Annotated in this window: 24 protein-coding genes; 10 read left to right on the top strand and 14 right to left on the bottom strand. The window is 67.2% G+C overall.

Translation table 11 applies throughout. The annotated features are described in order from the left end of the window. The first annotated feature begins 10 nt into the window (after positions 1-10). Positions 11-1,213: a lysine N(6)-hydroxylase/L-ornithine N(5)-oxygenase family protein gene (locus QRN63_RS14355; RefSeq protein WP_285031419.1), complete on the top strand. Its 1,203-nt coding sequence runs from the start codon at positions 11-13 to the stop codon at positions 1,211-1,213. Here the strand turns inward: QRN63_RS14355 and QRN63_RS14350 are convergent. Continuing rightward, complete coding sequence (locus QRN63_RS14350) at positions 1,203-2,438, bottom strand: Nramp family divalent metal transporter (protein WP_285031418.1); 1,236 nt, start codon at positions 2,436-2,438, stop codon at positions 1,203-1,205. The genes QRN63_RS14355 and QRN63_RS14350 overlap by 11 nt on opposite strands. Before the next feature lie 143 nt (positions 2,439-2,581). Here QRN63_RS14350 and QRN63_RS14345 point away from each other — a divergent pair, with 143 nt between their 5' ends. Further along, positions 2,582-3,469, top strand: coding sequence for a LysR family transcriptional regulator (locus QRN63_RS14345; protein WP_285031417.1), 888 nt, complete (start codon positions 2,582-2,584; stop codon positions 3,467-3,469). Between the two features lie 76 nt (positions 3,470-3,545). On the opposite strand, the gene QRN63_RS14340 is transcribed toward QRN63_RS14345, so the two are convergent. The 3 genes from QRN63_RS14340 to ku form a co-directional block, all read right to left on the bottom strand. Further along, on the bottom strand, positions 3,546-4,622 hold the full coding sequence (locus QRN63_RS14340) for an NAD(P)H-dependent amine dehydrogenase family protein (protein WP_285031416.1): 1,077 nt from the start codon (positions 4,620-4,622) through the stop codon (positions 3,546-3,548). An 11-nt stretch (positions 4,623-4,633) separates the two neighbouring features. Then, positions 4,634-5,425, bottom strand: coding sequence for an SDR family oxidoreductase (locus QRN63_RS14335; protein ID WP_285031448.1), 792 nt, complete (start codon positions 5,423-5,425; stop codon positions 4,634-4,636). 248 nt (positions 5,426-5,673) lie between these two features. Continuing rightward, positions 5,674-6,489 carry a non-homologous end joining protein Ku gene (gene ku / locus QRN63_RS14330; protein WP_267315684.1) on the bottom strand — a complete coding sequence of 272 codons (816 nt, stop codon included), beginning with the start codon at positions 6,487-6,489 and terminating at the stop codon, positions 5,674-5,676. A 46-nt stretch (positions 6,490-6,535) separates the two neighbouring features. Here ku and QRN63_RS14325 point away from each other — a divergent pair, with 46 nt between their 5' ends. Continuing rightward, positions 6,536-8,782 (top strand): ATP-dependent DNA ligase, encoded by a 2,247-nt coding sequence (locus QRN63_RS14325; RefSeq protein WP_285031415.1) that lies wholly within the window; start codon positions 6,536-6,538, stop codon positions 8,780-8,782. On the opposite strand, the gene rnhA is transcribed toward QRN63_RS14325, so the two are convergent. The 4 genes from rnhA to QRN63_RS14305 all read right to left on the bottom strand — a co-directional run bounded on the left by rnhA (position 8,769) and on the right by QRN63_RS14305 (position 10,712). After that, positions 8,769-9,233: a ribonuclease HI gene (gene rnhA, locus QRN63_RS14320; protein ID WP_285031414.1), complete on the bottom strand. Its 465-nt coding sequence runs from the start codon at positions 9,231-9,233 to the stop codon at positions 8,769-8,771. The genes QRN63_RS14325 and rnhA overlap by 14 nt on opposite strands. Beyond that, positions 9,233-9,409 (bottom strand): helix-hairpin-helix domain-containing protein, encoded by a 177-nt coding sequence (locus QRN63_RS14315; RefSeq protein WP_285031413.1) that lies wholly within the window; start codon positions 9,407-9,409, stop codon positions 9,233-9,235. Before QRN63_RS14315 ends, rnhA begins: the two co-directional genes overlap by 1 nt. Positions 9,410-9,516: 107 nt before the next feature. Beyond that, the gene (locus QRN63_RS14310; protein ID WP_285031412.1) at positions 9,517-10,137 is read right to left on the bottom strand and encodes a glyoxalase; all 621 of its coding nucleotides are present in this window, start codon (positions 10,135-10,137) and stop codon (positions 9,517-9,519) included. Continuing rightward, the gene (locus QRN63_RS14305) at positions 10,134-10,712 is read right to left on the bottom strand and encodes a TetR/AcrR family transcriptional regulator (RefSeq protein ID WP_267315679.1); all 579 of its coding nucleotides are present in this window, start codon (positions 10,710-10,712) and stop codon (positions 10,134-10,136) included. The genes QRN63_RS14310 and QRN63_RS14305 overlap by 4 nt, the downstream gene beginning before the upstream one ends. Before the next feature lie 94 nt (positions 10,713-10,806). Here QRN63_RS14305 and QRN63_RS14300 point away from each other — a divergent pair, with 94 nt between their 5' ends. Continuing rightward, positions 10,807-11,967: an acyl-CoA dehydrogenase family protein gene (locus QRN63_RS14300; RefSeq protein WP_064860750.1), complete on the top strand. Its 1,161-nt coding sequence runs from the start codon at positions 10,807-10,809 to the stop codon at positions 11,965-11,967. Positions 11,968-12,086: 119 nt separating this feature from the next. Continuing rightward, positions 12,087-12,449, top strand: a complete 363-nt coding sequence (locus QRN63_RS14295; protein ID WP_267315678.1) for a DUF5709 domain-containing protein — start codon at positions 12,087-12,089, stop codon at positions 12,447-12,449. 19 nt (positions 12,450-12,468) lie between these two features. On the opposite strand, the gene QRN63_RS14290 is transcribed toward QRN63_RS14295, so the two are convergent. Next, positions 12,469-13,344 carry an LLM class flavin-dependent oxidoreductase gene (locus QRN63_RS14290; RefSeq protein WP_060999358.1) on the bottom strand — a complete coding sequence of 292 codons (876 nt, stop codon included), beginning with the start codon at positions 13,342-13,344 and terminating at the stop codon, positions 12,469-12,471. 60 nt (positions 13,345-13,404) lie between these two features. Further along, a complete protein-coding gene (locus QRN63_RS14285; protein ID WP_285031411.1) occupies positions 13,405-14,601 on the bottom strand; it encodes a diiron oxygenase in 1,197 nt (398 codons plus the stop codon). Between the two features lie 115 nt (positions 14,602-14,716). Here QRN63_RS14285 and cobF point away from each other — a divergent pair, with 115 nt between their 5' ends. Together cobF and QRN63_RS14275 are read left to right on the top strand one after the other, a co-directional pair. After that, positions 14,717-15,463, top strand: coding sequence for a precorrin-6A synthase (deacetylating) (gene cobF, locus QRN63_RS14280; RefSeq protein WP_285031410.1), 747 nt, complete (start codon positions 14,717-14,719; stop codon positions 15,461-15,463). Continuing rightward, entirely contained in the window at positions 15,460-15,855 is a 396-nt protein-coding gene (locus QRN63_RS14275; protein ID WP_267315675.1) for a phage holin family protein, read from the top strand. Before cobF ends, QRN63_RS14275 begins: the two co-directional genes overlap by 4 nt. A 3-nt stretch (positions 15,856-15,858) precedes the next feature. On the opposite strand, the gene QRN63_RS14270 is transcribed toward QRN63_RS14275, so the two are convergent. Further along, on the bottom strand, positions 15,859-17,643 hold the full coding sequence (locus QRN63_RS14270) for an FUSC family protein (RefSeq protein WP_285031409.1): 1,785 nt from the start codon (positions 17,641-17,643) through the stop codon (positions 15,859-15,861). A 40-nt stretch (positions 17,644-17,683) separates the two neighbouring features. Between QRN63_RS14270 and QRN63_RS14265 the strand changes: the two genes are divergently transcribed. Then, positions 17,684-18,547: an Fpg/Nei family DNA glycosylase gene (locus tag QRN63_RS14265; protein WP_285031408.1), complete on the top strand. Its 864-nt coding sequence runs from the start codon at positions 17,684-17,686 to the stop codon at positions 18,545-18,547. Position 18,548: 1 nt separating this feature from the next. Here QRN63_RS14265 and QRN63_RS14260 read toward each other — a convergent pair whose 3' ends face one another. Beyond that, positions 18,549-19,094 (bottom strand): chorismate mutase, encoded by a 546-nt coding sequence (locus tag QRN63_RS14260; RefSeq protein WP_285031407.1) that lies wholly within the window; start codon positions 19,092-19,094, stop codon positions 18,549-18,551. A 60-nt stretch (positions 19,095-19,154) separates the two neighbouring features. Here QRN63_RS14260 and QRN63_RS14255 point away from each other — a divergent pair, with 60 nt between their 5' ends. Continuing rightward, positions 19,155-19,904 carry an SDR family oxidoreductase gene (locus QRN63_RS14255; protein ID WP_267315671.1) on the top strand — a complete coding sequence of 250 codons (750 nt, stop codon included), beginning with the start codon at positions 19,155-19,157 and terminating at the stop codon, positions 19,902-19,904. 70 nt (positions 19,905-19,974) lie between these two features. Here QRN63_RS14255 and pgi read toward each other — a convergent pair whose 3' ends face one another. Further along, positions 19,975-21,639, bottom strand: coding sequence for a glucose-6-phosphate isomerase (pgi, locus tag QRN63_RS14250; RefSeq protein WP_285031406.1), 1,665 nt, complete (start codon positions 21,637-21,639; stop codon positions 19,975-19,977). 50 nt (positions 21,640-21,689) lie between these two features. Between pgi and QRN63_RS14245 the strand changes: the two genes are divergently transcribed. Continuing rightward, positions 21,690-23,138 carry an NAD-dependent succinate-semialdehyde dehydrogenase gene (locus tag QRN63_RS14245; RefSeq protein ID WP_285031405.1) on the top strand — a complete coding sequence of 483 codons (1,449 nt, stop codon included), beginning with the start codon at positions 21,690-21,692 and terminating at the stop codon, positions 23,136-23,138. Positions 23,139-23,155: 17 nt separating this feature from the next. Here QRN63_RS14245 and QRN63_RS14240 read toward each other — a convergent pair whose 3' ends face one another. Beyond that, the gene (locus tag QRN63_RS14240; protein WP_267315668.1) at positions 23,156-23,449 is read right to left on the bottom strand and encodes a chorismate mutase; all 294 of its coding nucleotides are present in this window, start codon (positions 23,447-23,449) and stop codon (positions 23,156-23,158) included. Between the last annotated feature and the right edge of the window lie 77 nt (positions 23,450-23,526).

Here is a 23,526-nt window from a genome sequence, read left to right as displayed (position 1 = left end):
AGCTCCCGGCATGCTCGGAGTCGGGTTCGGGCCGTCGAACCTGGCGCTGGCGGTGGCCCTCGCCGAGCGGGGCGTGCACGGTCGCTTCGTCGATGCCCAGCCGCAGTTCGGTTGGCACCGCGACATGTTGCTGCCCGGCACGCGGATGCAGATCCCGTTCCTCAAAGACCTGGTGACGCTGCGTAATCCGCAGAGCGCATTCACGTTCGTGAGCTATCTGGGTGCTCGGGGCAGGCTCGTCGACTTCATCGGTCGCCACGACGTGTTTCCGAGCCGACACGAGTTCCACGACTACCTGCAGTGGGCCGCGGACCAGTTCGCCGCCGACGTGCGGTACGGCCGCCGAGTGATCGGAGTGACCGGAAGCGATACCGGATTCGCGGTTCAGCTGGATCGCGGCGAGGTCGTCCCGGCGCGCACCCTGGTGCTGGGCACGGGCCTGCACCCGGTGCTGCCACCGGGCACGCGGCCCAGCCCGCGCCAGTGGCACAGCCACCAATTGCTCAGTGCCATGGCCGCCCTCGGCCCGGTGGAACGCGGCCGGTTCGCCGTGGTGGGCGCGGGGCAGAGCGCCGCCGAGGTGGTCTCCTACCTGCACCGCACCTACCCCGGCGCCGAGGTGCACGCGGTGTTCGGTCGGTACGGGTACAGCCTCGCCGACGACAGTGCCTTCGTGAACCGCATCTTCGATCCCGCCGCGGTCGATGAGTTCTACGGCGCGGACAGTGCGGAGCGCCAACGGCTGCTCGACTACCACCGCTCGGCCAACTACTCGGCCGTCGACGTCGACCTCATCGCCGAACTGTATGAACGCGAGTACGGCGAACGAGTGAGCGGGGCCCGCCGGCTGTTCTTGCACCGCGCCTGCAGCGTCACCGGCGCCGACGAAGACGACGCGGAGGTCCGGCTCGGCGTGCGCAACCGCATCGACAACACGACCGAGACGCTGCGCTGCGATGCCGTGGTGTACGCGACCGGCTACGCGCCGATGGACGTGCCGGCATTCCTCGGCGAGCTGGCGCCCTGCTATGAATTCGACGCGCAGGGCCGTCCGCTGGCCACCCGCGACTACAAGTTGGTGGCCAAGCGGGGCGCGCCCGGGGACATCTACCTCAACGGCGCGACCGTCGAACACAGCCACGGGCTCGGCGCGACGCTGCTGTCGAACGTGGCCGTGCGCAGCGGCGAGATCGCGGCGGCGATCAGCCCGTGACGGTCAGGTAGATCAGCACCACGTTCAGCACCGAAATCAGAACGGCCACAGCCCATCCCAGTGCCGTGACGAGGCGGTGGTTGACGTTCTCACCCATCACGGCGCGGTTGCTGGTCAGGCGGACCAACGGGACGAGCGCGAACGGGATGCCGAACGACAGCACCACCTGGGAGATGACCAGCGCACGCGTCGGGTCGAATCCGACGGCCAACACCACCAGCGCCGGAATGACCGTGACGGCGCGCCGGAGCAACAACGGGTACGACCGGTTCAGCAGGCCCTGCATGATCATCGCGCCGGCATACGCGCCGACCGACGAGGATGCCAGGCCCGACGCCAACAGGCCCACGGCGAAGCACAGCGCGACCGCCGGGCCCAGGGCGTGGCCGACAGCGGCGTGCGCGCCCGCGATGGTGTCGGTGCCTTCGACGCCCTGCAGGTGCGTCGCCGCGACCAGCAGCATCGACAGGTTCACTGCGCCCGCGACCACCATCGCCAGGGCGACATCGAAGCGCGTGACACGCAGCATGCGGCGCAGTGGCGCGCCGGCCTCCGGCTTCCCGTGCCGGTCGCGGGCCAGGCCGGAGTGCAGGTAGACGACGTGCGGCATGACCGTCGCACCCAGGATCGCGGTGGCCAGCAGGAGGCTCTCGGGTCCGGCGAAGTGGGGCACCACGCCGCCGAGCACGGCGCCGGGCGCGGGCGGATCCACGATCAGGCTGGTGAGGAAGCCGATGGTGATGACCATCAGCAGTCCCGCGATGATCCGTTCGAACGCCCGCTGGCCGCCCCGGTTCTGCACCGACAGCAGGCACATGGAGACCACACCGGTGATGATGCCGCCCACCAGCATGGGCAGCCCGAACAACAGTTGCAGCGCGATGGCGCCGCCCACCACTTCGGCGAGATCGGTTGCCACGGCGACCATTTCGGCCTGTACCCAGAAGGCGAGCCGGGTTGGGGTGCGGCAGTTCTCGGCCACCAGCTCCGGCAGGGACCGACCGGTCGTCAGGCCCAGTTTGGCGGACAGGTACTGCACCAGGCCGGCCATGACGTTGGCCAGCAGGATCACCCACACCAGCAGGAAACCGAACTTCGCGCCCGCGCTGATGTTGGCCGCGACGTTGCCCGGATCGACGTAGGCGATGGCAGCGACGAACGCCGGGCCCAGCAGGGACCAGGTCGGGCGCGACGAGCGCGCCGGTACGCGGGTCTCGGTCAGCATGCACTCACTCTCTATCCGGGTTTGCGAATAGAAAAGTTAGGTTAGCCGAAATCTCAAGATTCTGGCAACGCGGTCAGTGGTCGGTCAGCATATTCACTGACTGATATTGAGATGCCCCATTTATGCCGTAGATAATCTGGCACGTGGAGCTACGACAGGTCGAGCACTTCGTGGCGGTCGCTGTCGAGCGGAGCTTCACCCGAGCGGCACGCCGCGTCCACGTCGTGCAGTCGGCCGTCTCGACGTCGGTCGCCAAGCTGGAGCGTGAGCTCGGTGTGCAATTGTTCGATCGCTCCCGTCAGCAGATCGAGCTCACGGTTGCCGGCGAACGATTCCTCGCCCAGGCGCACGAACTGTTGCGCGTCGCGGGTTCGGCCGCTGAATCGGTGGCGTCCAGCCGCGGCCGGTTGATGGGTACCGTCGAGTTCGGATCGTTGATCTCGTACGGCCCGATGAATGTCGCCCAGGTACTCGGCGAGTTTCATCGAGCGCACCCACTTGTCCGGCTTCGGTTGCAACTCAATCAATCCGGTGCCTCGTCGTACCTTTCGGCGCTCGTTGACGGTTCATTGGATCTGGCGTTGGTATCGGTGCCCAACAGGCTGCCGCCACAGCTCGAGATGCGGCTGATGTTCGAGGAGCCGATGTTGTTCGTGTGCCGCGACGATCACCCGATGGCAGCGGAGTCGGTCGTCGGTCTGCTCGATCTGGCGGAGGAGGACCTGATCGGGTTCCCGCCCGACTGGGGTTTTCGGCTCTTGCTGGACAACGCCTTTCTGGCTGCGGGCGTCCAGTCGCGGCCCGTCCACGTGATCCCTGCCGGCTTCTCCGTCATCGGTGAACTGGTTCGCGAGGGGCTCGGGACCACTTTCATGCCCGCATCCGAATGCGCGGGATTCGAGGATCTGCGCGCCATCGAATTGCGGCAAACCGTCACATGGCAGGTCTATCTGGCGTCGCAGCCCAGGGACCGTCTGACGCCGGCCACCGCGGCGCTGGCGGACATGTTGATCCAGGCGGCGCCAAGCTAGCTCACGGTGGGCCGGCTTGTGGTCGAGAATTCTCGGGATTCCCGACCACAAGCCGACATTCGATTGCTCCTTGGCGTCAGATGCGGCGGTACAGGCCTTTCCCGGTGACGAGCGGGAGATCCAGCGTGGTGCGGATGCCCGGCTCGGCGGCAACGACCGCCGGGATCGCGTTCACCACACGTGCCGCGGTGGCAACGAGCCCGGCGTGGTTGTGGTCGCCCTTGCGGCTGCTCAGGCACAGGTCCAGGGCGTATGACGGCTCGCCGGTCACCTCGACGCGGTATGAGCCGCCCTCCTGGGCGGGCTGCGGCCAGTCGGGGCACAGGTCGTCACGCAGGCGGGTGATGTGCTCGAGCACGACGGCCGGGTGGCCGTCCTTCATGCCGCGCACCTCGAACCGCATCGCTGCCGTCGTGCCTGCCGGGATGTGGCCCGACGCGATGTCGAAGTCCTCCGGCGCCGGCACCCGGGTGTGTGTCTCGGTCACCTCGTCGAGTTCGATGCCGAGGCCCGCCGCCAGCTGGCGCACCACCGAACCCCAGGCCAGGCTCAGCACGCCGGGCTGCAGCAGCATCGGCAGCTCGTCGATGGGCTTGCCGAAGCCCATCACGTCGAACATCACCGTCGCGCTGTCGTAGGTCGCGTAGTCGACGATCTCCATGCAGCGGACCTGCTCGACGCTCTGGCACGTGCCCATGAGGGCAAGAGGGAGAAGGTCATTGGCGAAGCCGGGGTCGATGCCATTGACAAACAGCGACGAATTGCCTTGTTTGGCGGCATCTTCGAGCGGCGCTATCAGTTCCGCGGGCAGCACCTGCCAGGGATACTGCAGGAACACCGCCGCACTCGCGACCACGTTGACGCCGGCGGCGAGGATCCGCCGGTAGTCCTCCAGTGCGTCGGGCAGCCGGTTGTCGGCCATGGCGGTGTAGACGACGCAGTCGGGCTTACCGGCCAAGATGGCGTCGAGGTCGTCGGTGGCCGTGACTCCGGTCGAAATGTCAAGTCCGGCAAGCTCTCCGGCGTCCTTGCCGGTCTTGGCGGCCGAGGACACCCAGACGCCGGTCAGTTCGTAGGCGGGGTCATTGATGAGCTGAGTCAGGGCATGGCGGCCGACGTTGCCAGTGCCGACTGCGGCGACTTTGATGGGCATGCAGACGTTCCTCACAGGTCCGGGATGGGGAGATCAAGGTTGGGAAAGGTGAGGCCGCCGTCGACCTCCAGCACCTTGCCGGTGACGTAGGCGCCGGCCGGTGAGGCCAGGTACAGCGCCGCGGCGGCGATGTCTTCCGGGTCACCGAGGCGGCGCAGCGGAGTGGCCTTCTCCATGGGGTCGCGCAGCGACTCGTTGGAGGCGACGATGTCCAGCGCCGAGGTGAGGATCGAACCCGGCGCGATGCCGTTGACCCTGATCTTCGGGCACAGGTCCATGGCGGCGAGCTTCGTGTAGTGCGCCAGTGCCGCCTTGGCGGTGCCGTACGCGGCGAATCCGCGTCCCGCGAGCCGGCCGACGGCCGAGGTGATGTTGATGACGCTGCCGCCACCTGCGTGCTCGAGCATCAGCGGGACGGCCGCCTGCGTCAGTGCATGCGCAGTGGCGACGTTGAACGTGAAGGCGTCTTTGAGATCCTGCGGCGAGGTGTACATCAGCGGGCCGGGCATGGTGCCGCCGACGTTGTTGACGACGATGTCTAGTCGGCCGAACGCCTCGACCGCCGCGGCGGCGAGCTTGGCGGTCTCGTCCGGGTGGGCGAGGTCGGCGGCAATGACGTGCGCCCGGCGGCCGGTGGCCTCGACCTGCGCGGCGACCTCCTGCAGCTGCGACTCGGTACGAGAGGCAATCACCACGTCAGCACCCGCTTCAGCGAATGCGACGGCAATGGCCGCGCCGAGGCCGCGGCCCGCGCCGGTCACCACCGCTACCTGGTTGTCGAGCCGGAATCTGTCCAGAATCACGTGTGCCTCACTCGCCTCGTCGTGGTCGTTGTTAGGCACGCTAGCAAGTTTGAGGCGCCGCGGGAACGGATTTCTAGAACACGTTGCAATTGCCGTTGGGGGCACGGCGACCTGGCCGGCCGGTGGCTGCCGCTCAGGGTGCTACGGCGAGTGTGCAGGTTCGCGACGGATCCCGCGGAGCATGCGCGCCAAAGCGACACGTTCGTCGTAGGGCCGCGGGACGCCCATCGCCAGAGGCCTACGGCGGCTCAGGACTTCCGCGACTTCGTGCTGGACTTCCGGGACTTCACGCTGGCTTCCAGTTTGGCCAGCAGGTCGGAGACGTCCTCGGTCGCGTCCAGTTCGGTCGCCGCTTCTTCGGTGGTGAACGCCTCGCCGCCTGCGATCTTGGCTTCGATGAGCTCTTCCATCTGCTCTCGGTAGGTGTCGTGGAACTGCTCTGGCTTGAAGTCCTCGGTCATCGAGTCCACGACCTGGCCGGCCATCGTCAGCTCGGCCTTCTTGATCTCGACTTCCTTGTCCAGCACCGGGAAGTCGGGGTCGCGGATCTCGTCGGGCCACAGCAGCGTGTGCACGATCATCACGTTGCGCTTGCCGAAGTCCTTGACGCGCAAGGCCGCAAGCCGCGTCTTGTTGCGCAGCGAGAAGTGCACGATGGCCACGCGGTCGGTCTGCGCCAGCGTCTGGGCCAGCAGCACGTACGACTTCGACGACTTCGAGTCGGGCTCCAGGAAGTAACTCCGGTCGTACATGAGTGGATCGATCTGCTCGGCCGGGACGAACTCCACGACCTCGATCTCGCGGCTGCGCTCTTCGGGCAGCGTGGCGATGTCCTCGTCGGTGATGATGACGGTCTGGCCGTCCTCCGATTCGAAAGACTTGGCGATATCCCGAAACTCGACGACCTCGCCGCAGACCTCGCACACCCGCTTGTATCGGATGCGGCCGTTGTCCTTGGCGTGCACCTGATGAAACTTGATGTCGTGATCCTCGGTGGCGCTGTACACCTTCACCGGCACATTGACCAGTCCGAAGGCGACTGACCCCTTCCAGATGGACCGCATACCCCAGTATGGCCCATGAACGCGCCGCGGCTTGGATACTTGAGGTGTGGAGCAATTCGGGCGGGTGCGGCTGACCAACCCCGACAAAGTGCTCTATCCGGCGACCGGCACGACCAAGGCCGACGTCTTCGACTATTACCTCGCCGCCGCCGACGCCATGTTGCCGCACATCGCGGGCCGTCCGGTCACCCGTAAACGGTGGCCCAATGGTGTTGCACAGCAGCCGTTCTTCGAGAAGCAGCTGGCGTCGTCGGCACCGGAGTGGCTGGCGCGCGGCGCCATCACACATCGCAGCGGGACCACCGTCTACCCGATCATCGACAGCCCCGAGGGGCTGGCCTGGATCGCCCAGCAGGCGTCCCTGGAAGTACATGTGCCGCAATGGCGCTTTGTCGATGCGGGCGGGCGCGGCGGGGCAGGCGAGGCCCCAGTTCCGGGACCCGCCACGCGCATCGTGTTCGACCTCGATCCCGGCGAGGGTGTCACCATGACCCAGTTGTGCGAGGTGGCGCGAGCCGTCCGCGAACTCGTCGCCGGCATGGACCTGCAGGCCCATCCGGTGACCAGCGGCAGCAAGGGTTTGCATCTGTATGTGCCGCTACCGTCGCCCGTCAGTTCCCGCGGCGCGTCGGCTGTCGCCAAACGTGTTGCCCAGCAGCTCGAATCATCGATGGGTGGGCTGGTCACCGCGACCATGACCCGCAGTCTGCGGGCCGGCAAGGTGTTCCTGGACTGGAGTCAGAACTCCTCGGCCAAGACGACGGTGGCGCCGTACTCGTTGCGCGGCCGCGACGAGCCGACGGTCGCTGCGCCGCGTACCTGGGAGGAACTCGACGACCCGGAATTGCACCAGCTGCGGTTCGATGAGGTGCTGGCCCGCTTGGCTCGCGACGGCGACCTGCTCGCGGGAATGGATGGCGACGCGCCGGTGGCGGATCGGCTCACCACCTACCGCAGCATGCGGGACCCGGGCAGGACACCGGAACCGGTGCCCGCGGCCCAGCCCGCGACGGGGCAGAACAACACGTTCGTCATCCAAGAACACCACGCCCGCCGGCTGCATTACGACTTCCGGCTGGAACGCGATGGCGTGCTGGTCAGTTGGGCGGTGCCGAAGAACCTTCCGGAGACCTCCACCGTCAACCACCTGGCGGTGCACACCGAAGACCACCCGCTGGAATACGCCACCTTCGAGGGCGACATTCCCAAGGGTGAATACGGCGGCGGACACGTCACGATCTGGGACTCGGGCACCTACGACACCGAAAAGTTCCGGGACTCAGGCGAAAACGGCGAGGTCATCGTCAATCTCCACGGTAGCCGGGTCTCCGGGCGGTACGTGCTGATCCAGACCGAAGGCAAGAACTGGCTGGTACGCCGGATGAAAGAGCAACGGCTGCAACCCATGCTGGCCACCCACGGATCAGTGGGACGACTATCCCCGGACCACTGGGCTTTCGAGGGAAAGTGGGACGGCTACCGGCTCCTGGTCGACGCCGACCACGGCCGCGTCCGGCTCACCGCACGCAGCGGCCGCGACATCACGGGGGAGTTTCCGCAATTGCAGTCGCTGGCAGCAGATCTCGCCGATCATCACGTGATCCTGGACGGCGAGGTGGTGGCCCTGCAGGACGGCGTACCCAGTTTTCAGGCCATGCAGAATCGCGGTTCCGGCAGTCACATCGAGTTCTGGTGCTTCGACATCCTGTCCCTCGACGGACGTGACCTGACGCGCGCGAAGTACCGGGATCGGCGAAAGCTGTTGGAAACACTGGCTTCTGACGGTGCGTTGACGGTGCCGCCACTGTTGCCGGCGGACGACCCCCTGAAGTTCGCGGATGAGCGCGGCTTCGAAGGGGTGGTCGCGAAGAAGTGGGACTCCGGATACCGGCCCGGGCGGTCGGAGGCCTGGGTGAAGGACAAGTTCTGGCGCACCCAGGAGGTGGTGATCGGCGGCTGGCGTGCCGGGGAGGGCGGCCGCACCAGCGGTATCGGGGCGCTGTTGGTCGGCGTACCGGAGGGGGATGGCCTGCAGTTCGTCGGCCGCGTCGGGACCGGGTTCACCGACAAGATGCTGGGTGATCTGAAGGCGATGCTGAAGCCGCTCGAAACGGGCGAATCCCCTTTCACCGCACCACTTTCCACTGTGGATGCCAAAGGTGTGACGTACGTGCGACCCGAGCTGGTGGGCGAGGTGCGGTACAGCGAGCGCACGACGGACAATCGGTTGCGTCAGCCCAGTTGGCGGGGTCTGCGGCCGGACAAAACGCCCGCCGAGGTCACATGGGAGTGAGTGCCCCGGCGACGGCCTCTTCCAGGCCGCGTGTCGCCAGCTGATCGGCCAACTCGTTGTCGGCGACGCCGTTGTGTCCCTTCACCCAGAACCACTCGACCTCATGCCGTGCACAGGCGGCCTGCAGCCGCTTCCAGAGGTCGACATTCTTCACGGGCTGCTTCGACGCCGTCATCCAGCCGTTGCGTTCCCAGCCGTGGACCCACTTGGTGATGCCGTTGCGGACGTAGGTGCTGTCGGTGTGCAGGTGCACCACGACGGGCCGCGTCAGTGCTTCGAGCGCCATGATGGGCGCCGTCAGCTCCATGCGGTTGTTGCTGGTTTCGCCGGGCTCGCCACCGAACATTTCCCGCACGTGATGGCGCATGCGCAGCACCGCGCCCCAGCCACCGGGGCCGGGATTGGGGCGGCAGCCGCCGTCGGTGTGGATGACCACGACGTCGTCGGTCATTACTGGCGTGCCTCCTTGAGAAGCCGCACGGCTTTCGGGCCGACACCGTGCAGGGTGAGAAGTTCGTCGAGATCAGCGGGCAGGTCCGCAGTGGTGCGGTACCCCGCGTCGATCAGGGCGCCGGTCGCCGGCTGGCCGATCGAGATGCCGTCGAAGACGGAGCCGCGGTCGGTCATGGTGTGAGGTTAGCGTCCCGGGCCGGCTCGATCACAACGTCGGTCTGAGCGCGTCGTTAACCGTATATACGTTTATCGGCGCTCTCAGACCGACATTGCGTCAGGACTCAGTGCCCGGAGATCATCGCCGTGCGGACCGACATTCCGAATTCTTGATGACGCAGCGTGGTGATCCGGCGTCCGGGTTGTACCGCCGGCTTGACCGGCGTGGTGCGGTCGCCGAAGAACGCGGCGGTGGCGTCGATGTCCGCTACGACGTACGTCAGGCCCCACAAGGTGGACGGGCCGTCGGCTGTCGTCTCGGGCGAGCCGACGACCTCGAGGATCACCTCACCCAGCCGGAAGAAGATCTGGCGCATCGGCCGGCCACCGAGCTGGCCGTCCCGTTCCCGGCGCGGGTGGACATCGACAGCCGCCAGCGCGGCGGCGGTCCGATTCAGATCGGGCGACAGCAGGACCACGTGGTCGATGGAGAGCGCCCCGTTCGCGTGCTCCGCCGGAGTTGGCGCGGGCACTTCCGAGCGAGTGGTGGGGATCCCGTCGAGGGGCTGGTCTGCCGGCACGCCCCGCAGCGACCAGCCGACGATGCCCGTGCCGCGCCCGCGTCCGGCCAACCGGACCCGGACACCGCCGATCCGGCATACGTCGTTCGAGTCGACGGTGAAGCCGGCAGCGGTCCACGAATCGGCGGCGTCCGCAACCTCGAACTCGTCGACGGTGACCGTCATTGCCCGGTCTCGTCGACTGTCACCCGCAGCCGTGGCGGTTTCGTATCCGGCGCCACCCGTGCCCACACCGCGTCCACCATGGGGGCCAACAGTAGTTCGCCCATCTGCCGCGCCAGCACGGCGACGACCTGGGTGCTCTCGCGGCGGGTGGTCGAGGCGCGACCGGTCTTGCGGGCCGCCCGTACCTCCCGCTGCGTGAGGTCGACGATCACGTCCACGAGATGGCTGTCGGCGACGTTGGGTTGCAACAGGGCGCGCCGCACGTAGTCGACCACCGCCGGATTGGCCCGCAGCATGTTGCGGACGGCTTCGTCGCGTACCGCCGTGGAGGCATCCTCGGGCACCTCGGCCAGCGCGCCCGCGAAGTAGTCGACCACCAGCTGGTCCACCGCGTTGCGCAGGCCGGCCTTGGTTTTGAAGTGGTGCTGCACCAGGCCGACCGCGACGCCCGCCTCGGCGGCGATGGCGCGCAACGAGATTCGGTCTTCGCCGTGGGTGGCGTACAGGTCCAGGGCGGTGTTGCGAATGCGCGCCTTGGCGGTCAGGTCGTCGACAGTTGCCCTCGGATCAACCATCAGACCTCCCGTCGGCAACCGGATCAATGTACTGTACACATGAACAGGGGCCTATACAGTTGTATAGCGCGCGGAAATCTAGCGAGGTGGACCAATGTCAGAGCTCTTCCCGAAGTACCGGGCCAGCTGGGAGACCGATCAGCACCGCGAGCTGCGGCAGCACGCGGCGGCGTTCCTGGCCAAGGAGGCCACGCCGAACCAGGAGCGGTGGGCCAAGAATCACCAGGTCGACCGCGAGTTCTGGAACAAGCTCGGCGACGCCGGTCTGCTCGGCCTGGACCTGCCCGAGGAGTACGGCGGCGCGGGCGGCGACTTCGGGTTCTCGGCTGTGGTGGCCGAAGAGTTTGCGCTGGCCCATGATTCGGCCTCGGGCTGGTCGGTGCACTCGCCGATCGTGGCGCACTACATCGACACCTACGGCAACGCGGAGCAGAAGGCCCGCTGGATGCCGAAGATCATCAGCGGCGAGACGGTGCTCGCCATCGCGATGACCGAGCCCGGGACCGGGTCGGACCTGCAGGCCGTGCGCACCACTGCCATCCGCGACGGCGACCACTACGTCATCAACGGCTCAAAGACCTTCATCTCCAACGGGTCTCTGTGCGACATGGTGGTGATCGTCGCCAAGACCGATCCCACGCAGGGGGCGGCGGGCGTGTCGCTGATCGTCGCCGAGGTCAACGACCTGCCGGGCTTCGAGCGCGGCCGGGTGCTGGAGAAGGTCGGTCAGCACGGCCAGGACACCCGCGAGCTGTTCTTCACCGACATGCGGGTTCCGGTCGCCAACCTGCTCGGTGAGCAGGAGGGGCTGGGCTTCTACCAGCTGATGTCGCAGCTGGCCCGTGAGCGGCTCGTCATCGGTTCGATCTGCGCCGGCATGGCCGAGGCCGCGGTGCTCGAGGCCATCAAGTACACCAAGCAGCGTGAGGCGTTCGGTAAGCCGCTGATCAATTTCCAGCACAACCGATTCCAGCTCGCCGAACTCAAGGCCGAGGTGCTGTCCATCAAGACCACGGTGGACTACTGCGTGCAGGCGCTGATCGACGGCGACAATGATCCGGCGATCGCGTCCATGGGCAAGCTCATCGCCGCCGACCGGGCCGTGGCCGTCGTCGACCGCTGCGTGCAGTTCTTCGGCGGGTACGGCTACATGATGGAGTACCCGATCGGCCGGGCGTACGCCGCCGCGCGGGTCAACAAGATTTACGGCGGCACAAGCGAAATCATGAAAGAGATCATCAGCCGCACGCTGTAGTCATTGCGCGAACAGTCGCGAAAACCCCCAGAACCGTCAGGTTTTGGGGGTTTTCACTTGGGGCATCTCCCTCTGCGGGACTGCTCGCCAGACTCGGCGATCCGTGGCAAGGTGATGACATGACTGGCTCGGACGAATACAGCGTCGACGACGACGACCAGCTGACGCAGGAAGACATGCTGATCGACCGCGGGGTCGATGACCTGCTGGACGAGGGCTACGTGCCGTCGGACAAATGGCGCGAGCCCCGCGATCAAGAGACTCTCGATGAACTCCTCGCCGAGGAAGAGCCTGACCCGGCCATGCAGCTGGACCCGGTGGACGACCCCGACGAGCAGTGGGGCGACGACGAGGTCGGTGACCAGCGGTCCGGCCGACTCGTGGCCGGCGAACAGGACGGTGAGCTGCTCGCAGGCGACGTCGGCATCGACGGGAGCGCGGCCTCCGCTGAAGAGGCCGCGGTCCACATCGTCGACGAATAGGGCGCGGCTCGCGAGGTGACTAGACCTTGGCGATGACGTTCTCGGCGAACATCTCCAGGTGCTTGATCTTCTCGTCGAGCGGCTGGGTGTCTTCACCCATGATGTAGGGCACGCGGAAGCCGACGATGACGTCGGTGACGCCCTTGTCCTCGAGGCGCTTCACACCGTCGACGGTGAAGCCGTCGATCGAGATGACGTGGATCTGGAACTCGTCGCACAGCCCGATGCGCTCCTCGGATTCCCGGTACTGCGCGAGCTTCTTGAGCAGCGGGTCGAGCTCGGCCGGGTCGCCGCCACCGTGCATCCAGCCGTCATTGCGCGCCGCGCGCTTGAGCGCGGCGTCGGCGTGGCCACCGACCAGGATCGGCACCGGCTTGGTCGGGGCGGGCGTCATCTTGGTCTTCGGGATGTCGTAGAACTCGCCGTGGTACTCGAAGTAGTCACCCGAGGTCAGGCCGCGGATGACGTCGATGCACTCGTCCATCCGCTTGCCGCGGCGGGCGAACGGTACGCCCATGACCTCGTAGTCCTCTGGCCACGGGCTGGTGCCGACGCCCAGGCCCAGGCGGTTGTCGAACAGTGCGGCGAGCGACCCGGCCTGCTTGGCGACCAAGGCCGGCGGCCGGATGGGCAGCTTCAGCACGAAGATGTTGAAGTGCAGCTTCGTCGTGACGGCCGATAGGGCGCCGATCAGCGAGAACGACTCGATGAACGACTTGCCGTCGAGGAACTCGCGGCTGCCGTCGGCGGTGTACGGGTACGACGAGTCGGACTCGAAGGGGTACGCGATGCTGTCCGGAATGGTCATCGCGTGGTAGCCGGCTTCGTCAGCCGCCTTGGCCAGCGGGATGTAGTACTTCGGGTCGGTCATCGCTTCGGCGTAGGTGAACCTCATGACCCAGATGCTAGAACGTGTTCTAGTTTTGTGGAATGGGTATGGCCCATTCAGTGGTTGTCAGGCCAGCGGGAACGGCGGCAAGCCGACGCCGCTGACGGCGTAGCCGCCCTGCTGGCTGCGTTCGGTGACGCGTGCTGTCGCGGAGCGTTCGCCGACCGTCACGGTGACGGTGCCGCGGGGCAGCTCCTCGAGCGCCTCGAAAACCGTTCCACGCCAGTGGTACTGGCCGTCGATCGGATCGAGGTGGCCGGCCAGCCGGACCCGGACCTCGCGGCCGTCGATGGTGGCGGGCCCGTCGTACAGGTCTTCGGGTTCGGCGATCTCCGCCCGGGCCGCGGGCGCGACAGGGCCGCCAGGCAGGAACCCGCTCCGTCGCCACATCCGCCGCGCGATGGGGCCGAGGAGTCCAACTTCCTCCAGGAACGACGCGAGCGGCGCGAAGCCGGCGATCTGCGTCTCGATCCGGTGCGGGGACGTCCGCGCCATCCGGCGGGCCGCGCGGGCGTCCAGGCCGACGCGGCGGTACTGCACCTTGTTGGTGAACAGGAACCGGAAGAACAGACCGCCGATGCCGTTGAGGTTGCCGATCCAGAAACGCTTGGGCCACGACATCTCCGGTGCGCGCTTGCGCAACCCGTCGCGGGCGAACTGGATGTGCCGGGCCTCTTCGGTGACGTGAATGCGCATGAGTCGCTGCACCATCGGCTGCAGCTCAGGGTCGTCCATCATCTGCCGCTGCAATGAATCGAAGATCTCCTCGCCGATCAACGCGGCAACCCACAGCACCGAGCCCTGGAACGCGAACGGCAGCATGTTGATGATCGTGCGCTGGTACCACTTCGGCCGCACCGGGTCGGCGCCGACCTTCTCGATGGCCTTGCCGAACATCACCATGTGCCGGGTCTCGTCGCCGAGTTCGGTCAGCTCGTAGTGGGTGGCGCTCGCGGTCGGGTCCTGATGCATCGCCTTGCGCAGCAGGGCCTGGTTGAGGATGTTCTCGAACCAGATGCCCGCCGACAGGGTGTTCACGAGTTCCTGGCGGGACAGCTCGATCTGCTCGGCGCGGCTCATCGATTCCCAGATCGGGGTGCCGTACAGCGAGACGACTTTCGGTGGCAGGAAGTATTTGTCCGGGTCGATCGGTGCATCCCAGTCGATATCGACGATCGGCGCGTAAGACTTGCGCACTGAGCCTTTGAGCAGGCGCTCGGCGAATTCCGCGCGCGTGGTCTGGCCCTTGACCGAAGCTGTCATCGTTGACATCCCTTCGAAAGTGTCTGTAATCCGAAGCTACGTCCGATACCAGAGGTAGTCAATACCTGCGGTACTGGATAAAAGTGGGGCCGCCGCGGGTCGCTAGCCTTCGCTGATGCGCACCATCCATGTCATCGGTATCGGCGCCGGCGACCCGGACTATGTCACCGCCCAGGCTGTTGCGGCGCTCAACGACACCCAGGTGTTCTTCGCGATGGACAAAGGCGATCAGAAAGACGACCTCGTCGCGCTGCGCCGGCTGATCTGCGAGCGGTTCATCGAGAACCCCGGCTACCGGTTCGTGGCGCTGCCGGATCCCAAGCGTGCCAAAGATGGTGATTACCACGAGGCCGTAGCCGAATGGCATGCCGCGCGGGCCCGGCTGTGGGCCGAGGCCATCGAGACCGAGCTACCGGACGGCGCGACCGGGTCTTTTCTTGCGTGGGGCGATCCGTCGCTCTACGACAGCACCCTGCGCATCCTCGACCGTGTCGCCGAACACGTCGAGTTCGAGTTCGACGTCATCCCCGGCATCACCGCCATCCAGGCACTCACGGCCCGGCATCGAATCCCACTCAACGACATTGGCGAGCCGGTGCTGATCACGACGGGCCGTCAGCTACGTGAGCACGGACTCGCCGGTGCCGCTGTGGTGATGCTCGACGGTGAATGCTCTTTCCTGGAATGCGCACCGCAGACCCGGATTTGGTGGGGCGCCTACCTCGGTACGCCGGATGAGCTGCTCATCGCCGGCACCGTGGGCGAGGTCGGGGACCGCATCGCCCGGGAGCGCGCCGAGGCCCGGACGCGCCATGGCTGGATCATGGATACCTATCTGCTGCGGGCAGAATCGACAGCATGAAATCGTTGCTGCTGCGAGCCGGCCTGACCGGCCTGGCGTTGTGGTTGGTCACGCGCATGGTGCCGGGGATCTACTTCGTCTTCCCGGTGGGCGCCTCCCAGCTCGAGCGGGTCGGCATCATCCTGGTCGTCGCGTTCGTCTTCGGGCTGGTCAACGCCATCATCAAGCCGATCGTGCAGCTGTTCGCCATTCCGCTGTACATCCTCACGCTCGGTCTCATCCACGTCGTCATCAACGCCTGGATGCTGTGGATCACCTCGTGGATCACCGAGAACACCACGCACTGGGGCCTGGGCATCGACCAGTTCTGGTTCACCGCGATCTGGGCGGCGATCCTGCTGTCGATCGTCGGCTGGGCGCTGGGTCTGGTGCAGCGCGCCATCGAGAAGTAGGGATCAGGCCAGCGACGCCCGGATCGCGCGTAATTCGTTGGCTCCGAAGGTCGGTAGCTCGGCGATGTCCGCAGCGGGGCGACCGGTGCGGACCGCGGCGGCGAGATCAGCGATCGTCGCGGTCAGTCGCTCGGCCTCGCCGGGGGTGAATGGCGCCTCGGCCCGTTCCGTGGCCCAGCTCGCGGCGAGGGTCCGGTAGGCCAGTTGCTCGCTGGCGACGATCGCCGGCCAAAGCCGTTCTGCCGCAACCCGGCTCCGGGGCGATCCGCCGACAGCAGTGTCGTACACCGGAAGCATGGCCATCGCGCGTAGCTGTAGGTCGCGGCGGTCGTTGCGGGCCTGATCAGTGGTGACCGCCCCCGCGGCCAGATGGTCGATCACGACCGCGACGGCGTCGAGCGTGGCCGCGATCGACTCGGCGGGGCGCGCGGCGGGATGACCGCGCCGCGTCAGCCACAGCACGAGAAGTGCTACCGCGCAACCGATCACGGTGTCGATGCCCCGAGCGAGCAGCATGGCCGGCACGTCGGTGATGTGGTGTCCGCCCGAGGCGATCGTCAATGCCGCGGGCGTGATGAAGATGACCGCGACGGTGTAGTTGCGCACCACGAACATCTCGATGAGGAACTGCAGCGCGCCGACGATCACCGCGAGCCAGGGTCCACCCGGCGCGGCGAACAGGACGCCGCCCGCCAGCGCCAGGCCGAGCCAGGTGCCGAGGGTGCGTTCGATGCCGCGTTGTACGGTGCGCCGCCAATCGAAACCTTGATGCAGCATCAGCACCGCCGCCGCCATGGCCCAGTACGCGTGGTCGATGTTCAGACCGACGGTGACGGTGCCGGCGATTGCGACGGCGACCGCGGTGCGTAGTGCTGCGGTCAGCGGGGGAGCCCCCGGCATGACCGCCCGGCGCAGCAGGGTCGCGACGGACGGCCTGCCCAGCGGAATCAGGCCCTCGAAGCTGCCGCCGATGTCGTCGGGCACCGTGCCCAGCTCTCGGGCCCGCGCGGCACCGTCGACGGACATCGGATGGCCGCGGTCGGCGGCAGCCATGGCTTCGGCGAACAACACGTGCAGGCGGCGGTTCGTCACCCGCAGTCGATAGAGAGTGTCGTCGGGCTTGGGCCGTACGGGCTGGAACGTGACGAGGGTGATCCACGCTTCGTGCAGGAGTTGTGCAGCGCGGTGCCGCGCGTCGGGTGACCCGGTTTCGATGTAGCCGGCCACTGCTTCGGCAGCACGGGCGACCGCGGCGCGTTCCGGCGCGCGCGGGCGGACCAGCACCCCCGCCATGTGCACCACCCAGGAGAACGCGCCGCCGGCCAGCACCAGCGCACCCAGCCGCCACGGGCTCAGGTGCTGGGTGGCGATCCCGACCGCAGCCGCGCAGGCCAGCACCGGCATGTAGGCGCCGGGCGGACCGACCGACAGGGCCTGGCAGATCAGGACGACGACCATCGCGATGACGGTCACCACCAGCACGGCCGACCATGGGGTTGCGGCCGCCCAATCGCCCAGCGCGACGACCACCGCGAACGTGACGGCGATCGCGCCGAGATACATCGCGCGGTTGAGATATGGCCGGCCGCTGCCGTACAGCGAGGTGAAACCACCGATGGTCGCGACCAGCCCGGCGGACATGTCTCCGGCCGCCCACCCGGCGAGAATCGGCACCATCATGCAGACCGACGCCCGCAGCGCGAATGGCCAGCGGCGCGGTACGGCGTTCATGACCAGCATGCGTCGTAGCGGATTGGTGGCCGGGGCGGGCGCCGAGCGGTCTGCCATGTGTACAGCATGCGGTACGTCCAGTCGCTAGCCTGAACCCATGCCGGAACTTCCCGAGGTCGAGGCGCTCGCCGATCACCTGCGTCGCCATGCGGTCGGACTGCCGGTGGGACGCGTCGACGTCTCCGCTCTGTCCGTGCTCAAGACCTTCGACCCGCCGCCGACGGCGCTGTACGGCCAGGAGGTGACGGGCGCCAACCGCTGGGGCAAGTACCTCGGGCTGCAGGTCGGCGACCTGCACCTGATCACCCACCTGTCACGGGCGGGGTGGCTGCGCTGGTCGGAGAAGCTGGCGGCCGCACCGCTGAATCCGGGCAAGGGGCCGATCGCGCTGCGGGTGCATCTCGGAAAGCCGGGCGAGGCACCGGGTTTCGACCTCACCGAGGCGGGAACCCAGAAGCGGCTGGCGGTGTGGCTCGTGAAAGATCCACTGGCCGTGCCGCAGATCGCCTCGCTGGGGCCGGACGCGCTGTCGCTCGGGCCGGCAGAACTGGGGGCGGTGCTGGCCGGCAACACCGGCCGGATCAAGAACGTCATCACCGACCAGCGGGTGATCGCCGGGATCGGAAACGCCTACAGCGACGAAATCCTGCATGTGGCCAAGCTTTCGCCGTTCGCGACCGCGGGCAAGCTGACGGCCGAGCAACTCGGCGCGCTGCACGAGGCGATGATCTCGGTGCTCACCGATGCGGTGACCCGCAGTGTCGGACAGGGGGCGGCAACTCTCAAGGGGGAGAAGCGCTCTGGGCTCCGCGTCCACGCCCGCACCGGGCTACCGTGCCCGGTCTGCGGCGACACCGTCCGTGAAGTGTCCTTTGCCGACAAGTCTTTTCAGTACTGCCCGACGTGCCAGACCGGCGGCAAGATTCTGGCCGACCGGCGAATGTCCAAGCTGCTCAAGTGATTCAGCCGCAGTAGCTGCTGGTCGCGGTCACCAGTGCCTGCTGGTACAGCGGATCGAGTTGCCGACTCGTGGTTACCCGCGTGCGGGCCGCGTCGACCGCGGCAGCGCAGCCCGGGCCGTGCAGGACGCCTTGTTGTGCCGCCAGCTCGGCGACCATGGTGCGATTGAAACCGTCTATCGCCGTGCGTGATTCGGACAGGTCGGGGGCAGTGGTCGGCGCCGCGGCCGGATCGAACTTCCACTGGCTGAACCGCAGGTACTCGATGCCCTCGGTGGCGTGAATCTGGTCGGTGAACACCTTTTGGACGAACACCGGGTCGGCGCCCGACGCTGTGGCCTGGGCGCCGACTGCCTTCAGCACCTGGCCGACGCGCACGGGATCCTCGATCGAACCGCCGGTGATCCACTTGACTGCCGCCACGGGATCGGCGGTCTGCAGCCGCTGGGCCGCGGTGTCGACCAACCGGAAGAGCGCATCGTCGTCGGCGTGGGCGAGGGGCACCGCCGTCATGCCAAGTACGGCGACCAACAGAGGGGCGAGCTTCATCCCTCGATCCTGCATCATCCGGCCTTTCTTGACAGGTGTCGAGTTCGTTACGCTGCAGGCATGACTCGGCAGAAAATCCTCATCACCGGCGCGAGCTCGGGCCTGGGCGCCGGCATGGCCCGGCAGTTCGCCGCCAAAGGCCGCGACCTGGCACTGTGCGCCCGCCGGCTGGACAACCTCGAAGAGCTGAAGGCCGAACTGACGGCACAGTACCCCGGGGTGACCGTGGCCATCGCGGCGCTGGACGTCAACGACCACGACCAGGTGCCCAAGGTGTTCGAGGAGCTGTCCGACCAGCTCGGCGGCATCGACTGCGTCATAGTCAACGCCGGCATCGGCAAGGGTTACCCGCTTGGTGGCGGCAAGCTGTGGGCCAACAAGGCCACCATCGAGACCAATCTCGTTGCCGCACTGGTGCAGATCGAAACGGCGTTGGAGATGTTCAAGGCCGCGGGCCGGGGCCACCTGGTCCTGGTGTCCTCGGTGCTGGGCAACGTCGGCGTGCCCGGATACAAGGCCGCCTACGCTGCGAGCAAGGCCGGCGTGACGTCGCTCGGGGAGTCATTGCGCGCCGAGTACGCATCCGGCCCCATCAAGGTCACCGTCCTGGAGCCCGGCTACATCGAGTCCGAGATGACCGCCAAATCCAACTCGACCATGCTCATGGTCGACAACGAGACCGGCGTGAAGGCCATGGTCGACGCCATCGAGAAGGAGAAGGGCCGCGCCGTCGTCCCCGGCTGGCCGTGGTGGCCGCTGGTCGAGGTGATGAAACTCGTCCCGCCGCGCTTCACCAAGTACTTCGCGTGAGTTCCTCTGCGAGCAGACGCAAAACTGTCCAATTTCGTTGGAAATCGGCAGTTTTACGTCTGCTCGCGGGTTAAGCGGTGCGGCCGCGCTCGGCCCGGTAGCGGCGCACCAGGGCGTCGGTCGAGCTGTCGGACTGCGGGGCAGGTGAGGCGTCGGACGTGATGACCGGCAGCAGGGCCTTGGCCTGCGTCTTGCCGAGCTCCACACCCCACTGATCGAACGAGTCGATGCCCCAGATGACGCCCTCGGTGAAGACCTGGTGCTCGTACAGCGCGATGAGCTGGCCGACCACCGACGGCGTCAGCTTGGTCGCCAGAATCGAAGTGGTGGGCCGGTTTCCGGGCATCACCTTGTGGGGGACGACGTCGGCCGGGGTGCCTTCGGCGGCAATTTCCTCGGCGGTCTTGCCGAAGGCGAGCACCTGCGTCTGGGCGAAGAAGTTGCTCATCAGCAGGTCGTGCATGCTGCCGGTGCCGTCGGCGGTGGGCAGGTCGTCGGTGGGCTCGCTGAAGCCGATGAAGTCGGCCGGTACCAGCCGGGTGCCCTGGTGCAGCAGCTGGTAGAAGGCGTGCTGGCCGTTGGTTCCCGGCTCACCCCAGAAGATTTCGCCGGTGTCGGTGCTCACCGGGGTACCGTCGGCACGGACCGACTTGCCATTGGACTCCATGGTCAGCTGCTGCAGGTAGGCCGCGAACCGGGCGAGGTCGTTCGAGTAGGGGAGCACCGCACGCGCTTGTGCGCCAAAGAAATCCGAGTACCACAGCCCGATCAGGCCAAGCAGGACAGGCGCATTCGCTTCCAGCGGTGCGGTGCGGAAGTGCTCGTCGACCAGGTGGAAGCCGGCGAGGAATTCGCCGAACCGTTCCTTGCCGATGACGGCCATCACCGAGAGCCCGATGGCGCTGTCCACCGAGTAGCGGCCGCCGACCCAGTCCCAGAAGCCGAACATGTTCGCGGTGTCGATTCCGAACTCGGACACCAGCTTTGCGTTGGTGGACACCGCGACGAAGTGCTTGGCGACGGCGTCCTCACCCAGCGCGGCGACGAGCCACCGCCGGGCGGCAGTGGCGTTCGTCAACGTCTCCAGGGTGGAGAACGTCTTGGAGGCGACGATGAAAAGCGTTGTGGCAGGCTCGAGTCCGTCGAGTTTGGCCACCAGGTCGGCCGGGTCGACGTTCGACACGAACCGGGCCGAGATGCCCGCGTCGGCGTAGTGGCGCAGGGCCTGATCGACCATCACCGGGCCCAGATCGGAGCCGCCGATACCGATGTTGACGACGGTCGTGATGCGCTCGCCGGTGGCCCCGGTCCACTCGCCGCTGCGCAGCCGGTCGGTGAAGGTGCCCATTTCGTCGAGCACCGAGTGCACGTCGGCGACCACGTCCTGGCCGTCGACCACCAGCGCGGCGCCGCGGGGCAACCGCAGTGCCGTGTGCAGCACAGCCCGGTCCTCGGAGGTGTTGATGTGCTGACCGGCGAACATGGCGTCGCGCCGCTCTTCCAGCCCGGCCGCCCGGGCCAGATCGAGCAGCAGCGCAAGGGTTTCTCTGGTCACGCGGTGCTTGCTGTAGTCGATGTACAGGTCACCGACGGTCAGCGTCAGCTCCCGGCCGCGGTCCGGGTCGTCGGCGAACAAGTCGCGCAGCGTCGTCGCCTCGACCGCGGCATGGTGCGCGGTGAGCGCCTTCCAGGCTGTGGTGGTCGAGATGTCGGCAGCGGGAGTGTGATCAGCCATGCTTCAAACCCTAGTGTGACGTAGGAAACGCCGCCGTACATGATGGGTGTATGGACATCGCCGCGCTGCTGTCGTCTGTCCCAACTGGCCTCTGGATCGGCGGTGAGGAGCGCGCCGGTCAATCCACGTTCGAAGTGCTCAACCCGGCCACCGAGGACGTCATCGCCCGCGTCGCCGACGCCACGCCGCAGGACGGCATCGCCGCACTCGATGCCGCGGCGGCCGTCGAGAAGGAGTGGGCGGCAACCCCGGCGCGCGAGCGTGGCGAGATTCTGCGGTCGGTGTTCGACACCATCACCGCCCGCGCCGAGGACGTCGCCACGCTGATGACGCTCGAGATGGGCAAGGTGCTCGCCGAGAGTCGCGGCGAGGTCAAATACGGCGCCGAGTTCTTCCGCTGGTTCGCCGAAGAGGCCGTGCGCATCGGCGGCCGCTACACCCCGAGCCCGGCCGGGACCGGGCGCATCCTCGTCACCAAGTCGCCCGTCGGCCCCTGCTACGCGGTGACGCCGTGGAACTTCCCGCTGGCCATGGGTACCCGCAAGATCGGCCCGGCGCTGGCAGCCGGCTGCACCATGCTGGTCAAGCCCGCCGCGGAAACCCCGCTGACCATGCTGCTGCTGGCCAAACTGATGGCCGACGCCGGCCTGCCCAAGGGCGTGCTGTCCGTGCTGCCGACCACCAGTCCGGGCGAGTTGACCGCCGCGCTCATGAACGACGGCCGGCTGCGCAAGCTGACGTTCACCGGGTCGACGGGCGTCGGCCGGGCGCTGGTGCAGCAGGGAGGCGAGAAGCTGCTGCGGATGTCGATGGAACTCGGCGGCAATGCGCCGTTCGTGGTGTTCGACGACGCCGACATCGATGCCGCGGTCGACGGTGCGATCCTCGCCAAGATGCGCAACGGCGGCGAGGCGTGCACGGCGGCCAACCGCTTCCACGTCGCCAACTCGGTGCGCGAGGAGTTCACCACGAAACTGGTGCAGCGGATGAGCGAGTTCACGCTCGGCAACGGCCTGGACGAGAACGCGACGCTCGGGCCGCTGATCAACGCCAATCACGTCGGCACCGTCACCGACCTCGTGTCCGACGCGGTGTCGCGCGGCGCGACCGTGGCCGTCGGCGGCACGGCCCCGGGTGGTCCGGGGTACTTCTATCCCGCCACGGTCCTGGCGGATGTGCCCGCCGACGCCCGCATCCTCAGAGAAGAGGTGTTCGGGCCCGTCGCACCGGTGACGGGTTTCGATACCGAGGACGAGGCGATCGCCGCGGCGAACGACACCGAGTACGGGCTGGCCGCTTACATCTACACGCAGTCGCTGGACCGGGCGCTGCGGGTGTCCGAGGCGCTGGAGTCCGGCATGGTCGGTGTCAACCGGGGCGTCATCTCGGATCCGGCGGCGCCGTTCGGCGGGGTGAAGTCGTCAGGATTCGGCCGCGAGGGCGGCACCGAAGGCATCGAGGAGTACCTCGACACCAAGTACATCGCCCTGACGCCGTGACCCCGTAGCCGCTGGCGTCAGTGGCCGAGGCGACCGCGGCCCAGACGCAGCAGCAGCATGGCGAGGTCTTTGCCCTCGGGTCCCAGCTCGCTGTAGCGCTCGATGACCTTCATCTCGCGGCTGTGCACCAGCCGGGTGCCGCCGGAGGCCATCCGGGCCTTGCCGATCATCTTGGAGACCTCGGTGCGACGGGCGACGGCCGCCAGGATGGTGGCGTCGAGCTCGTCGATCTCCAGGCGGAGCTCGTCGATGTTGGGGAGTTCGGTTTCGGTCGACATGGTTTCCTCGCTGTTGGGTGATTCTGGTGTCATCCGAATTCAGGCCTCACACAACAAACGAGCCCCGGATCCGGATGCGGACCACGGGGCTGAAGGGAAGCAGCTAAACC

The organism is Mycolicibacterium sp. lyk4-40-TYG-92 (assembly GCF_030209435.1).
Taxonomy (GTDB): Bacteria; Actinomycetota; Actinomycetes; order Mycobacteriales; family Mycobacteriaceae; genus Mycobacterium.
This window is presented reverse-complemented; position numbering and strand designations above follow the sequence as displayed.